Below are 14,918 nucleotides of genomic sequence, written 5' to 3' on the forward strand. Positions count from 1 at the left end.
CTATTAAAAAACTATTACAAATACTTCTTTGGCTTGTTGCATCAGTAATATTACTAGTTGCGATCGTGATTTTTGCCTTCCAGTTTAAACCGGTGCAAACGTATGTCGCGAAAAAAGCTGCAGCTTACCTTTCAAAAGAATTAAACACCACAGTATCATTAAGTAGCATATACATAAAACCCTTTAGTTCGGTAGTGATCGAGGATTTACTGGTGCTTGACCGTCAAAAGGATACCATATTAAACACGCCAAAATTCCTGGTAAATCTTAATCAGTTCTCATTAAAACAACGGATAATAGCAATTAATACGGTTCAGATCAACAAAGGGTCATTTTTTTTAAAATCGTATAAGGATAGATCAACCAACCTCGATTTTATCATAGACTACTTCGAATCCGGCCCTCCAACAGTTAAAAAGAAAAAACCATTCCAGCTTTCCTTAGAAAGAGTAATATTTAATAATTTTAGTTTCAAGTATAAGAACTACAGGAGGGATACCATTATGAAGGAGGTAAACTTTGATGATGTTGCCCTGAGTAATTTAAATGGTATTTTTGAAGGGTTCAATACCAAAGACCATATTCTACAAACCCATATCAAGGACTTAACTTTTAAAGAAAAAAGTGGTTTTTATCTTAAAAACTTAACTGCATTTACGACCATCGATACCAATAGCATTGAATTAAAAAATCTGATGCTGGTTACAAACAGAACCCGCCTGACTGATTATTTTCAAATGAGCTTCAAGAAATTTGAAGATTTTAATGATTATATCAACAAGGTAAAGATGAAAGCTAACTTTGTTGATAGCCATGTTTCCTCACGCGATGTTGCTTACTTTGCTTCTGAACTTGATCCCATGAACCTTGACATCGACATTGATGGCCAGATTACCGGTCTTGTCAATTATCTTAGAGCAAAAAAACTAACTGTTAAGGCAGGCAAAGCGACTTACATAAAAGGTGATTTTACACTAAAAGGTCTGCCCTCTCTCAATGAGACTTTTATGGACATGAAGGTTGATATGGCTGGAACAAATAAAGCCGACCTTGAAGAAATTGTAACGGATGTAACTGGCAAGAAAACAAAAGTGATCCCCCAAATAATAGATAAATTTGGAAACATTAATTTCAATGGGTCCTTTACCGGTTTTCAAAATGACTTCATTGCCTATGGAGAATTTAAAACCAGATTAGGTCGGGTGGTGTCGGATGTGAATATGAAAATCGATAAAAAGGGGATCCCTTCCTATACCGGTAATGTTAAGACTTATGATTTCAATTTAGGGGGCTTAATTAATGAAAAAACGCTGGGTCGACTCACTGCTTCATTATATGTTAAAGGTCGGGGAACAGAGATCAATAGTTTATCAGAAAAACTAAATGGAGATATAGACTATATTGATTTTAACGATTATCGATATAGAAACGTCGAAATTGATGGAACTTTTGACAAGAAATTCTTTGATGGAAGCTTAAAAATTAATGACAAGAATATTCAACTTGTTTTTGATGGTGGGGTTAACCTAAATCCAAAGCTGCCGGTATTTAACTTTAAAGCTAACATAAAAAATGCCAGGCTCAGGGCGCTTAAATTATATAAGGATTCATTGAAAATCGATGCTATATTCAGCACTAACTTTTCCGGAAGCAACCTGGACAATATTCAAGGAAACCTCCGCCTGCAGCAGATAAAACTGGATAATGTAAAGGGAATTTATAATGTCGATTCCATTGAATTACAAGCGAGTGGTATAGGGAAAGAACGAAGCTTAACCGTAAAATCGGATATACTTGATGCCAGTATCAAAGGTCAGTACGATTTAAATACCCTTCCTTCCTATTACAAAACCTTAGCAAAAAAATACATACCATCCCTTAAAGCTGATATTGTCAAATTCATGGATCAGATTTTTCAGTTCAATTTAAACATAAAAAGATTTGAACCGGTAGCAGAATTGCTTGTTCCAGGACTCCAGATAGAAGATCAGGCTATTTTTGTAGGAAATTTCGATTCTCCAAATAACACGGCAACACTTAATGGTTTTATAAAAAAATTAAAATATAAGGGGGTAGTTGTCAACAATCTCATCATTGATGAAAATACGAGTACAAATCAACTTCAGGCGATTGTTACTTCTGACAGGGTTGATTTGAATGATAGTTTATATATCAAAAATGTAAACATCTCTAACATTTTAAGAAATGATAGTTTATCCTTAAACGTTAAGCTTTCTAATGAAGATGATGTAAATCAGCTGGATTTGAATGGTTTGATTGAATTTGCTAATGATACTACTGCTCGTGTAAGCATCCTGCCCTCAATTTTAAAAGTGAATAATGAAGAATGGAAGATTCAGGAAAAAGTAAATATAAGCTTTCAAGATGGAAAAACTGAGATCCAGAATTTCGATCTCAACAATGGGAAGCAATATATTACCCTGGATGGTATACTTTCAAGTAACCCCAAAGATTTGCTGCTTGTAGGCTTCAAAGATTTTAGTTTAACAACCTTAAATCCTTTTGTAAAGACACTTGGCCTTAAAATTAGTGGAAATGTGAATGGGGAAACTACTTTAGCTAATATCCTTAAATCTCCCGAAATACACGACAACATAAAAATAGACTCCCTGGTTTTTAATGACACTTATATAGGTAGTCTAACTGATACCTCTTCGTACGATAAGTCCAGAAATGTAGCGAACATATTTACCAATATTGTTGCCGCCGATAGAGAAACACTAAGGGCTATAGGTAAACTGGATCTCGAAAAGAAAGAAATAGACCTGGGGGTAAAACTTGACAAAACTGAACTGGCTATCTTAAGCCCATTTGTTAAGCATCTAGTCTCAGATTTAAAAGGCTATGTTTCTGCCGATTTAACAGTAAATGGCTCTTTTGAAAAGCCGGCTATTAAAGGCTCACTTTCTTTGGATAAGACAGCAATGACAATCAACTACCTCAAAACAAGATATACGATAACGGATGTTGTAGCGGTAAACAATAGTGTTATTGAGCTTGATGGCCTTAAACTATTAGATGTAAATGGCAATAAAGCGATAGCAAATGGTACGGTAGATTTAAATGATATCAACAACCCCGGACTTGATGTAAATGTAAATGCCACTAATTTTATGGCGTTAAATACAACTGAAAAAGACAATTCACTTTATTTCGGTCAGGCTTACGCAACCGGAACATTTAAATTTAAGGGGCCTACAAACCTATTGTATATTGATATTGATGCAAAAACTGAAAAAGGGACAGTCTTCAACTTACCTTTAAATAGTTCTGAAACCGTTTCAAGTAAAGATTTCATCACTTTTGTAAGCAAGGACACAGCTACCTATGTAAAAAAACAAACAAGTTTTGAAGGATTAACCATGAGCTTAAAACTTGATGTAGACGCAAATAGTACTGCAAACATCTTTACTTCACTAGGCAATCTGAGTGGCAAGGGGAATTCTAAAAACCTTGCGCTTAAAATTAATAGTTTGGGTGACTTTGAAATGTCGGGCGACTATATTATTGAATCCGGTAGTTTTGATTTTACAGCTCAGGAGGTCATCAACAAAAAATTTAGTATCAGGCAGGGAGGTACCATTAGATGGACTGGTAACCCCAATACTGCGCAAATCAACTTAAAAGCCATATACTCGCTTAGAGCGAACACAACGGACTTATATTCTGCGGCCAATAGAGAGGGCACCAACACCAATGAAAGAATCCCTGTCGAGGTTGAAATGGGACTGACCGGTTTATTATTAAGACCAGATATTAAGCTTGATGTGTTTTTCCCCTCAAACCCTGCAATTAAAGAGGAAATGCAGAGTTATTTTAATGATGACAACAACAGGAATTTACAGGCTTTAAGTTTAATCATCAGACGCAGCTTTGCACCGGGAACAGGAAAAGAAGATCTTGGGAAACAGCTCACATCAGGCGTAACAAGTACTGCAACAGAGCTATTGTTTAATCAATTTAACAACGTACTTTCTTCTTTAAATCTTGATTTTGTTGACATTAACATTCGCTCTCTAAGTGAGGCGAATGCATCCTTCCGCTTTTTTGAAAACAGAATAGTTTTAAATGCGGGAATTGTAGACAAGAGGAGTACCAACAGTGATCTTTCACCTATTGGTTTCAATGGCAATTATGTAGGTGGTGAGGTCGAGGTTCTTGCACTAATTAAAAAGGATGGGACCTTAGTGGGTAAACTGGCAAACAAACCTCCAACTCAACTGAGTATTTTTAATACGATCCAGAGTCAAAATACAAATGTGACTTCTTTGGGTTTAATTTATACCCAACAGTTTGATAGTTTCAAGGAGTTTCTTCAAAAGATTACCGGAAAAATCCGACGAGAGGAAAAGAAGAAGAAATTAGAAGCCCAAAAAAAGACAGCGGAAGATGAGAAAAAACCTTCCGCTGTCCAGCAGCCTGCAAATAAAGAGGCTATCATAAATGATCAAAAAAAGCAAAAAAAGAAATAAATCCTTAGCCTTTCATGATTTGATGTCCCATCTTATCACGTTTCGTTTTTAAGTATTGCTCATTGTGAACGTTACTTTGAATTTCAATTGGAATATTCTCTACGATCTCTAAGCCATATCCAATCAAACCAGCTCTTTTTGTTGGGTTGTTAGACATCAATCGCATCTTAGTTATACCCTGGGCTCTTAGTATTTGTGCGCCTACCCCATAATCCCGCTCGTCACCTTTAAAGCCTAATTTTATATTAGCCTCTACAGTATCAAAACCAGCATCTTGTAGATTATATGAACGTAGTTTATTGATTAAGCCTATTCCACGGCCCTCCTGATTCATGTAAACAACCACTCCCTTACCTTCTTTATCAATCATTTCTAAAGCTTTGTGAAGTTGCGGGCCACAATCGCAGCGGCATGATCCGAATATATCGCCGGTTACACAAGAGCTATGAACCCTTGCCAGTACTGGCTCATCTGGAGACCATTTTCCTTTGCTGATAGCCAAATGTGTAGCATTGTTATCTAACTGTGTATAGGCAGTCATATTAAAATCACCCCATTGAGTAGGTAAGCTAATCGTAACCTCCTCCTTGATTAAGGTTTCTTTACTTAATCGGTAAGCAATAAGATCTTTAATAGAGATGATTCTTAGTTGGTGTCTCTCCGCAATTTTAATCAAATCCGGAAGCCTTGCCATTTCACCATCATCTTTCAAGATTTCCACAAGCACACCTGCGGGTTCCATTCCAGCTAAACGGGCTAAATCTACGGCAGCTTCAGTGTGACCTGAGCGTCTCAGTACACCCCCATCTTTAGATCTTAATGGGAATATGTGTCCCGGTTTTCCAAGTTCAGCAGGGTCAATATTAGGATTGATTAATGCAAGAATAGTTTTAGATCTGTCTGATGCCGAAATACCTGTTGTACAACCGTAGCCAAGTAAATCTACAGAAACCGTAAAATTCGTTTCATAAGCAGCAGTATTTTTCCCTACCATAGGCTCTAAGCCAAGTTCGTCGCATCTTTGTTCCGTTAATGGAGCACAAATCAGACCTCTACCATAAGTAGCCATAAAATTGATAACTTCCGGGGTAGCATTCTCAGCTGCAGTTAAGAAATCGCCTTCGTTTTCTCTGTCCTCATCATCTACAACGATAATAACTTTTCCTGCTTTTATATCCGCAATAGCATCTTCTATTGCATCGAGTTTAATTTCCATTCTATAAGTATATCAATTCCCAAATCCTAAATTGATTTGAGAATCTATTAATTTACATTGCAAAGTTACAACCTTCAATCACAATTTCACGCCATAAAATATCATAAATAAGTAATGAATAGTCGGTTGGAGGATTGATATCTCCATTAAGCTGCTTTTGAAGGTGCTTTCTTTTTAAATCTATTAAAGAACTTAACGGCTATCTGTTTGAAATAATTGATATCAAACAAGGCTGAATCAACTGTAGCCTTATAGGTAAGGAAAGCCCCCAAAGGTGATAAAACAATAATAGCCATCCACATACCAAAAAATGGAGTTAGGGAACCTTGGGTCGCAGATTTCTCAGCAACAGTGGCTATGATGTGATAAATGAGGAAAAATACGATGGCAACTACAACAGGTAACCCAAGCCCCCCCTTCCTTATAATAGCCCCCAAAGGAGCACCGATAAAGAACAATAGTAGACAGGAGAAAGCAAGTGTAAATTTCTTTTGATATTCATTCTCCACCTTAATAATATTTCTTATTCTATCTGCATGATCGGCAATTCTGGTCGATGTGGTTTGCATCACAGAATTAGCTTGATCTAATGCCCCTTGAATAACCGACAATTTCTGATTCTTGGGAACTGTATTTAGCACCGGCTGTGTTATTGTCTTTGCTTTACCAATTACTTTTGTATACCCTTTTGTATAGTTATTCTGCTTATAATAGCTACTGAGATTCAAAGCAGCAAACTTGTTAAGACTGTCCAATTCACGAGATAAAGAATCTTTCTTTTTGGTTAGTCCTTTTAAGTTTAGCATTTGAGTATTACCTCTAAAGCCTTCCTCATCCGTTCTATTCATTTTAAAACTGGAGATGTCAAACTTTTGGTCTGTTTCCTTAAAACGCATTCTTGTTAACTCTTGCCTTGGATTATAGGAAGAGCTTTTTCCGCTCGACTCTTCATACCTTACACCATCGCGAAGCTTCAATACTAAATGATCTTCATCTTTAGACATCATTCCATCTTTGGCAATAATGATTTTTGCTATTCCATTATTCCCGGTATGATCGTAAATCATGATATTATGCAGCTGCCCGTCATCATTCTTTTTGTCGACCCTAATAGAATAACCAGGAATACTATTATTAAATACCCCCTCCTTAATTAAAAAAGATAGCTTTTTATTCCTAATGTCCCACAACAAAGAGCCAAACTTTAAATTTGCTTTGGGCAACATATAATCAGAAAAAATAAAGGAGCTGATAGCGAGAAAAATAATCAGCACTAACAAAGGCATCATCGCCTTCTGCAAAGAGATACCTGCAGATTTAATCGCTACCAGTTCATAATTCTCACCTAAAGTGCCGAATGTCATAATGGACGATAGCAGAATGGAAAGCGGAAGCGCCATGGAAACATTGGCTGCAGATGCGTAATACATCAGCTCAAGTATGACATACCATTCAAATCCTTTCCCGATCAAGTCGTCAACGTACTTAAACAAAAAAAGCATCAACAGAATAAACATCACTATAAAAAAAGTGACGAAGAATGGCTTTATAAATGCTTTGACAAGTAGTAAATGAATCTTTTTCAATATACAAATGTAGGCAAAGCCATCGAAAAATTAAGCACCTAATACACTATGCAGGTAGTTTATCTGATTATCCCAAATTAATGTACGCTCAGCCAGGGTATCATCAGTTGCAAAATCTGTTATCGCAAGAGCAACATCATTGGTTAATTCATCCTGGACAATTTCCATTTCAAAATAGCAATGTGGGTCGTCATCAATCCATTTAAATTTAACAAGCTTGTTTTCCTTAACACTAAGCAATTTCGCCTTCTGTATTTCATCATCCCACGTGAAAGTATATGTTTGATCACGGAAAACTACATCATCCGCAAACCATTGAGATAGGCCATTTGGCTCGCTAATAAAGCTAAATAAAATACGTGGAGACGATCTCAATTCATATTCTAGGGTAAATTTTTTCTTTTCTGACATCGTTAAACACTTACTTTCTGAATTTTTTAGACAATTTTTAACATTTATTTCTAAAGAAAAGTAAATTATTCTATATTTGCAACTCTTTAGAAAATCACAACGGTTTTTTACTGAATAAAAGCCCGGCGGGGTAGCTCAGATGGTTAGAGCGCAGGATTCATAACCCTGAGGTCGGCAGTTCGATTCTGCTCCCCGCTACTTAAGGAAACAACCTACATAGGTTGTTTCCTTTTTTTATGCCAATAAAATCCTGTGGCCCAAACTGTTATCATCCGGCCAAATTGTGTTCGACAATCGCTAAAAAACCTCCTAGACTTTTATCCAAAAGAGTCTAAAAAATTGCTTTAAGAACATATCTACGTCGTTTTTAGCGAGTTTGACTTCTCCTTCGGGTTATGAGTGTTTCCCACTTCTTCGTTCTTTATGTAATTCTTTGCTATCAGATAAAGAAAATCCAAGATAACATCAGCTTCTTTTTCGTCAACCTCAATGCCGCTCTTGGCCAAAATGGAAATTGCCCGTTTAACTGAAATCGTTCTTTCTATAAAGTTCATTTCCATAATTGGCCATTTTTGTTCAACATCAATATTTTTGACAATGCCCCGTTCAGTTCCAAGGAAAGTTCGCCAGTTTGGAAGTTAACCTTGGTTGGCGGGAGAAGCTTGGCAAGGTGTTTTTTATCGGCGGTATCCAGAGTGGCGTATCCGCCAAAAACGTCTATCAAGGTTCTGTGCTGTAATTGACGTTGCATATCAATACTTTTCAGCTTATCAATATTATCACCCAGTTCTTTTTTGAGACAGGCAGAATTTAGCAGATATTCCTTTTTGAATTCACTATAATCATCAAACTTCAATATATCTTCTATGAACAATTTCCGAGCTTTGGAAAGCGCTGACTGCTGTCTCGCAAGCTGTCTCAAAAGTTCTGCTCTTTCGTTCAGGTATTCCGTCCTATTCGTGATTAGATTAGCATCATCTAGAATAAGATCGAGAAGTTGGATAGCATTATCGGAAAGCACAAGCTGCTGTAGTTTGCGCTCATAATTATAATTGAGGAGAACTGCATTCATCCTAGTCCTACATCGTCCCCTGCAATGATAATATGGATACTTGTTTTTCGATCCTTTCGAAAAACTTCCGCAAATCCTTCTACCACAAAGGGGACATATCAAAAAACCTGTCAGAAAAAATATTGCCTTTAGCTCTTCCGTTCTACTTGAAATCCTTCTTTTTGAATTTATGATACTCTGCACCTGATAAAAAGTCGACACAGAAATTAAAGCCTCATGGTTGCCCTTTACCATCTGCTTTTCTTCGGCATTCAATGTTACGGGAATCAGACCACAATAAACAGGGTTACGGATAAGCTTGGAAAAATTTGAAGGCGAGCAGAGGAAGCCTTTATCAACAGCCATCTTTCTAACGTCCGTCATCCTATAGATATTTTTTGCTAGCTGAAGAAAAATCCATCTGACAACACTCGCTTCGGGCTGCTTTGGTGCGATAAACTTTTTCCCGTCAATCCCAGTAAGGTTTACAAATCCCATTGGGGCCTTGTTCGGATGTCGCCCCATCTGCCGAGCTCTACGCATTCCATTTGCAGTATTAAGGGCACGCCTGGTATTTTCCGCTTCCGGGACGGAAAGGTAGACGGCAAGCATTACCGAACTCTCCGGAATATCGAGATCGACAGGCTGATCGATGGCCATTGCCTTGGTATTGTACTTCCGTAATATACCGATCATCTCGTAGGCATATTGTATGTTACGACTGAACCTATCCCACTTGATGAATAAGATATTCTTTTCTTCTTTGGTACGTTCTTTTTTGACGGCCAATACAAGTTGTTTCCATTCGGGCCGGTTGAAGTTCTTTGCCGAAAAGTCTTCCCTGTAAACTCCTTTAACATGTATATTGTTGGATTCACAATACTTGAATAATCGATCCTCCTGTTCGGGCAGGGAATAGCCCTTCCTTTTTTGTTCGTCGGTGCTTACACGGACGTATAGATAAGCTGATTTCATATGAACATTATATAAATCTTAATATAAGTTCTGCATTTTTTTCAGGAAATCAGAATGCTATTATGTTGGATATAGTGTGTATTTCGGCGAAGGTGGACCTCCCCCAATTTTGGGTTTCAATATATTTAAACATCGCTTAGTTATTGAAAGTAGTCCATGGTGACTAAAATGGATTTCTAAATATTTACTTAGACATACAATTTCCAATTACCATCAAAACTGGGACCAGCCAAATTCAACGGAATTCCACGAAAAAGGAAACAAAGCCGCAGGTATAAGATTACGCAAGGCTTACCAAGAAATTAAGGAGCTTGCACGAGCAGGAAATCCAAATTGGATTTACAACGGCTTTTACATTTAATTATTCTGTAATGCTCGGATTCTTACAGTATTCGTAATTAGTTGAGCTCCGGATACATCCAGTTTAATTCCTTTTAAATTAAGCTCTTCATGAAGTGCCTTTTGATCAAAATCGAGCTTATCTAGTAAATATTTGTGTTTGACTATGAAGTTTCTAAAAACATCATCCCATGTCATAGCAAAAACTTCCAAGTTTCCCCATGATTTTACCAGATAACGTTTACCTTTACCCTTGAATTCATCATATTGTTTCTCAATATATTCATCTACTTTGTTGCTCACCACGAAGAACTTCCATTTTCTCGTTTGTGAATTAAACTGATCCAGACGTGTAATAAAATCCATATAATCTTCGATCTGCCTAAGCTGCTCCTTACCTATGGTAACTGTAGGACGCTTCAATTCCACCATAATATTTTCCTCTATATCGTCATCATGGTTATTTGGATCAGGAACACTTCTCTGACGGCACATAAACAAATCAGGTCTACGGTTTTTTTCCTCATCCTGAATTTTAACCTTTGGAGGCTTAGTTAAGCCATCAACTAGGTGGAGATAGTTTGATAATAATTTCTCAAACCCTTCATTTGCTGTCACTAAGTGGAATTGTTCTCCAAAAAGCCAATAGTTATCAGCAATTGCATGTTGGATATGATCTCTTTCGTTAGAGAAATGTTTAAGATCAAATACAAGTGTCTTTAAAAGTTCTACTGTCTTAAACCTATTCTCAATAAGATTAATAGTCCTGGTAATGTGTGCAAATCCTGTTTTTTTAAGCAAAACCGATAGATTTTCTCGTTCTTCACTGGAGATATTGACTATTCCCTCAAGTATGGATAATATATTTTCACGCTCATCTGTATCTAGCAAAAGATTGATGAACCCGATGCTGGTCTTTTCCTGGGTTTCGTTAAGTCCTTTAAATATCTTAGGCTGAATGCAATAGATTTCTCTGACAACTTCAACGAGGTCCTTTCGTTTTTCCTGTTCATATTTATTGTTCTTAAACTTCGGAAAAACACCATTTCTCTCGTATTTTGATATGAGTTCGTTAGCTCCATTGATCCGTACAAATTCTTTTTGTTTTAAATTGATAATTTGTTGTAATTCCTTAACTAAAGTTTTGAAAACGGGATTATTTGGGGTATTGCCAAATAGTGGTTCAGACTCTTCACTGTCAGAAAAAGTAAAGTCATCAAAGAAATCAGACTCAATATAGATGCTATGAAAAAAGTTAATTGCATTATTGTTAAATGAAGTAAGCTGTTTGAACTTTTCTTTCTTTTCCCCGTTTAAAAAATAATAATAGAATTTGTCCCCAATTTTTTCATTCCAGCGTACATAAGTGATCGTAAATTTATGATCAACTATTTTAGCATCAGAAATTATCCGGTCTGAAACTTCATGATCCCCTAGAATATCATCGTATTTAAGTGGGACTCCGTTAATACTGAGAATGAAGTTATTTTTACTATTGAGCAATAAAAACCAGCCAAATTCATATTTCAAAAAATTAATAAACTCATCGCATTGAAATGAATAAGCCGTTACACCATGTAAATCGGACAACTTCAACCAAGTTCCTGTTTGACTGGTTTCAGCTATTCTTTTATTATCATCATTATAATGATCCTTATCGTTTGCATGGATAGTCACGTCGTAAGCCAAGCATTTTTCAGACTCCATATCTAGAAAAACTGTTGACCAGACTGCGGTATTCGCAAAAGCTATAAATGAAAAACGGCCTTTTCCTTTTTTGCCACGAATATAAGAGGACCTTTGAAAAGACCCCCTTTTTACCGAGTCCAGAAAAGAACCAAAAGTATCTGTCAATTCGGCGAGGTTGATTCCAGTTCCGTTATCAACGATATTCAATTCATTGATATGGTCTATCTCATTTGAATTGAACTTGATATCTATTATGGATGCACTGGCATCAAACCCGTTCCAGATTAATTCTGCAACAGCATCCATATAGTCCTTCGTTATACCAGCAGAATCAATGCTATTATTGTTTACATTTACTTTATTCTTCATACGGCCTGTCTTGTTAGAGCGTGTAATTGAGTTAATAAACCGAGGAGCCAGATTAACGTCTGATGGTGAAGTTAGAGATTTATTAGCAGAATTTATCATGACAGAAACAATTTGGCCGGCAAACTACTAATTTCTTTAGCATTCAAGTCTCTATACTCGCTTTTTTTTATTATCAGTGTTGGATTCTTATATACCTTGCAGTTTCACTGTTATACTTGAAGGTCAATTGTGGAAAACAAATCGGCCTGCTTGTATGCTGAAATTAGTGTTTTTGGTATATTCCCTTTAATATAGTTCTCAATAAAACTGGATGATGACAAAAGTAAATTTCACAGCGGAATAAGCCAACTGGCTTACTCAACTTCTTTTTCAACGAGTTTCTTTGTACTAGATATTCCGACACACCATTTCCAGGACAACAGGGATTTTCAATGCACCACTGTTAATAGCGGTTTGCTGACAAAAGAGAATTATAACGCATCCAGAAAGCTTGCTGAGTCTGTCGGCTTTATCTACATGCATGAAGAAAATAGTAAAGCTCACTACAAGCTCAGACCAGAGGTATATGAAGACCAGGCTTATATCGATAGTGACCTTTCGGCCTTGACCAGTATTCGTGCGAAAGAAATCTGTAGTGGAACTAAATATCATTTTACAAGACTCAAGATCCGACAATCGGAGCTTAAAATGAAATTGGGTAAAACTGATGACATACTGAACATAAAGACGAACTAGATCAACTAGGCTGTAATTTTGATAGTATTGTTTTAGATGTCTAAATGGATCATAAAATTGTAATCGACAAATAGGATATAATGTACGCCCTGCAATTTGGCAAAAGCTATTAGGATATATGGTGCTTAGAGCTTTTGAAAGACCTTCTCTTTTAATTTTACGGATTTGGTCTTGCTAATCTTATGTACCCGTTTATAATAATTGATCGTGCCTTTTGCTTCAGGGGTTTCTTTATCCTCAAACGCATCAATCTTCTTTTTGTAACTCTCTGCTAAATAAAGACCATTGTTCTTAACAATAATATTTGTGACTTTAGGATGCTTCGTTTGATAAAAGGTCTTGTTGTGACTGATCTTAAATCCTTTAGAAATGATAATAGCCATGACTTCATTGATCAGATGTTGAAAATTTGTTTTTGACGAAATGGTGATGTCGTCTACGAAAGTTGTAAAAATAAGTCCATGTTCCCTTGTTAAAATATCAATTTCATTACCTGCACTATAAAAGGCAAGATTTGCCAGGTAAGGAGATGTTGGAGTTCCTTGTGGGAGGCTGCCTTTGTAAGTCGTCAGTTTGGTGAGTATGCTGGAAATTGTAGGAGAAAATTTTCTCTTCATAAACATATCAAAAACCTGATTGTGGGTAATGCCGGGATAGAAATTCCTTAAGTCCGTATTAAAAAAGAACTTATTCCCCTGATGCATTTTAGCATTTAAAATATTGTCTCTTTTGGCAATTCCACCAAAGGCATAATCAGGTAGCTTGATCTTTTTTAACAGGTTATTGTAGATCCGCTTTTGAACATCTTTGAGAAGTTTTACGCTGGGATATAAATCCCTAGTTCTTGGTTTACCGTTTTTACCTATCAGAGGAATGCCCGCCTTATCCAACTTAGGATTACTAATCAAGTAATAATATTTATCGATATTCTCTAAAAGATGGTTTAATTCCTTTTGTGATATCAGTAAAATTCGGCATAGTTTATTTATATCCAGCATATTGTCTAAAAAAAGCTTTCAATCATTCCTTGTATTGAAGGTAAGATGATCTTAAATGAGTCCCGTTTTTTAGGATCAACGTCCTCTTCGGTTAACGAATGGAAAAATAGTACCGGTAGTGGAATTTGTAATGCACTTGCTATTGTTTTTAAAACAGATAGTGCTGGTTCTTTTTGGTTACTCTCTATCTTGGAGAGATAAGCCTGGGTAAGATCGCATTTATCAGCAAATTCATTCTGCTTAAACCCTTTTTTTATTCTTAGTCGTTTAATTGTGCTTCCAATGTCCATAAAACATATTTTGATAAAAGTAGGAGTGCCAGATTAAAATAAGTCCTTAACATGATCGATAAAAGTAAATATCCGTAAGAGGATCTCTAATACTTTAACAAACGTGAGTTTCTGAACATGAGGATTTGGCTCTGTTTTGGACTCTTCTAGTTTGTCAATACAATCATTTAAAAGAACTTGTTCTTCATCTGAGAACGAACAACGGTCATTTGAAAGGATGGTTCTTATACCTTGTATAAGCTCATCGTTGTTTTTTAAGCTATGTTTTTGCATAATCTTGAATTTAATTAAAGGCACTATTGCCTTCCTTTTTTCAATTATGCTGTAATTAAATTCACAAACGTTGATCGTTACTCACTCCTACAGAATCCTGCTTCCTTATCAAAAACAGAGATGATTTCACTACAGATTATACCAGTTGTCACAAGTTAATTCAGTTTAGTTTCAGTCAATTTCACCAGTCAAAAGCCAGATAAAGGTTCAGCTAGAGGTTCACTTAAAGACTGACTTCAACACTAGTTAAAAGGCAGATAAAGTTCACTTATTGCTTCGCTTAAAGGCTGACGACAACACTCCTGAGAACAACTTCACGAGTGGACTCGTTCGGTGTCGGGTTGTGTTGTGAAAAGTCATGCTCACCCAAAGACCTAAAATAGGTTGTGTATTGCTACACTTTACGATTTGAATCAATTACATTAGTTTTAAAAAACTCTTTCAAAGAACTATGATACAATATTAATATATATTCCTGACAGTACAAAATTTA

At 36.3% G+C, this 14,918-nt stretch carries 11 protein-coding genes and 1 tRNA gene; 3 read left to right on the forward strand and 9 right to left on the reverse strand.

Annotated features, from left to right (window positions below; all coding sequences use genetic code 11):
- Positions 1–92 precede the first annotated feature (92 nt).
- Positions 93–4,493 carry a translocation/assembly module TamB domain-containing protein gene (locus P0Y49_17885; GenBank protein WEK18661.1) on the forward strand — a complete coding sequence of 1,467 codons (4,401 nt, stop codon included), beginning with the start codon at positions 93–95 and terminating at the stop codon, positions 4,491–4,493.
- Between the two features lie 4 nt (positions 4,494–4,497).
- Here the strand turns inward: P0Y49_17885 and P0Y49_17890 are convergent, their stop codons facing one another.
- The 3 genes from P0Y49_17890 to P0Y49_17900 form a co-directional block, all read right to left on the reverse strand.
- Positions 4,498–5,709 carry a bifunctional 3,4-dihydroxy-2-butanone-4-phosphate synthase/GTP cyclohydrolase II gene (locus P0Y49_17890; GenBank protein WEK18662.1) on the reverse strand — a complete coding sequence of 404 codons (1,212 nt, stop codon included), beginning with the start codon at positions 5,707–5,709 and terminating at the stop codon, positions 4,498–4,500.
- A gap of 146 nt (positions 5,710–5,855) precedes the next feature.
- On the reverse strand, positions 5,856–7,295 hold the full coding sequence (locus P0Y49_17895; protein ID WEK18663.1) for an LptF/LptG family permease: 1,440 nt from the start codon (positions 7,293–7,295) through the stop codon (positions 5,856–5,858).
- 30 nt (positions 7,296–7,325) lie between these two features.
- Complete coding sequence (locus P0Y49_17900; protein WEK18664.1) at positions 7,326–7,706, reverse strand: START-like domain-containing protein; 381 nt, start codon at positions 7,704–7,706, stop codon at positions 7,326–7,328.
- Between the two features lie 124 nt (positions 7,707–7,830).
- On the opposite strand from P0Y49_17900, the gene P0Y49_17905 reads away from it, so the two are divergent.
- Positions 7,831–7,904, forward strand: a tRNA-Met gene (locus P0Y49_17905).
- Between the two features lie 158 nt (positions 7,905–8,062).
- On the opposite strand, the gene P0Y49_17910 is transcribed toward P0Y49_17905, so the two are convergent.
- The 3 genes from P0Y49_17910 to P0Y49_17920 form a co-directional block, all read right to left on the reverse strand.
- Positions 8,063–8,266 (reverse strand): hypothetical protein, encoded by a 204-nt coding sequence (locus P0Y49_17910; GenBank protein WEK18665.1) that lies wholly within the window; start codon positions 8,264–8,266, stop codon positions 8,063–8,065.
- The gene (locus P0Y49_17915) at positions 8,257–9,732 is read right to left on the reverse strand and encodes a recombinase family protein (protein WEK18666.1); all 1,476 of its coding nucleotides are present in this window, start codon (positions 9,730–9,732) and stop codon (positions 8,257–8,259) included. Before P0Y49_17915 ends, P0Y49_17910 begins: the two co-directional genes overlap by 10 nt.
- Positions 9,733–10,089: 357 nt before the next feature.
- A complete protein-coding gene (locus tag P0Y49_17920; protein ID WEK18667.1) occupies positions 10,090–12,129 on the reverse strand; it encodes an ATP-binding protein in 2,040 nt (679 codons plus the stop codon).
- A gap of 453 nt (positions 12,130–12,582) precedes the next feature.
- On the opposite strand from P0Y49_17920, the gene P0Y49_17925 reads away from it, so the two are divergent.
- Complete coding sequence (locus P0Y49_17925) at positions 12,583–12,864, forward strand: hypothetical protein (GenBank protein ID WEK18668.1); 282 nt, start codon at positions 12,583–12,585, stop codon at positions 12,862–12,864.
- A gap of 125 nt (positions 12,865–12,989) precedes the next feature.
- Here the strand turns inward: P0Y49_17925 and P0Y49_17930 are convergent, their stop codons facing one another.
- From P0Y49_17930 to P0Y49_17940, 3 genes are read right to left on the reverse strand one after another with little or no spacing between them, the layout of a single operon-like run.
- The gene (locus P0Y49_17930) at positions 12,990–13,862 is read right to left on the reverse strand and encodes a reverse transcriptase family protein (protein WEK18669.1); all 873 of its coding nucleotides are present in this window, start codon (positions 13,860–13,862) and stop codon (positions 12,990–12,992) included.
- A gap of 5 nt (positions 13,863–13,867) precedes the next feature.
- On the reverse strand, positions 13,868–14,152 hold the full coding sequence (locus tag P0Y49_17935) for a helix-turn-helix transcriptional regulator (GenBank protein WEK18670.1): 285 nt from the start codon (positions 14,150–14,152) through the stop codon (positions 13,868–13,870).
- 33 nt (positions 14,153–14,185) lie between these two features.
- Positions 14,186–14,425 carry a hypothetical protein gene (locus P0Y49_17940; protein ID WEK18671.1) on the reverse strand — a complete coding sequence of 80 codons (240 nt, stop codon included), beginning with the start codon at positions 14,423–14,425 and terminating at the stop codon, positions 14,186–14,188.
- Between the last annotated feature and the right edge of the window lie 493 nt (positions 14,426–14,918).

It is taken from the genome of Candidatus Pedobacter colombiensis, assembly GCA_029202485.1.
Classification (GTDB): Bacteria; Bacteroidota; Bacteroidia; order Sphingobacteriales; family Sphingobacteriaceae; genus Pedobacter; species Pedobacter colombiensis.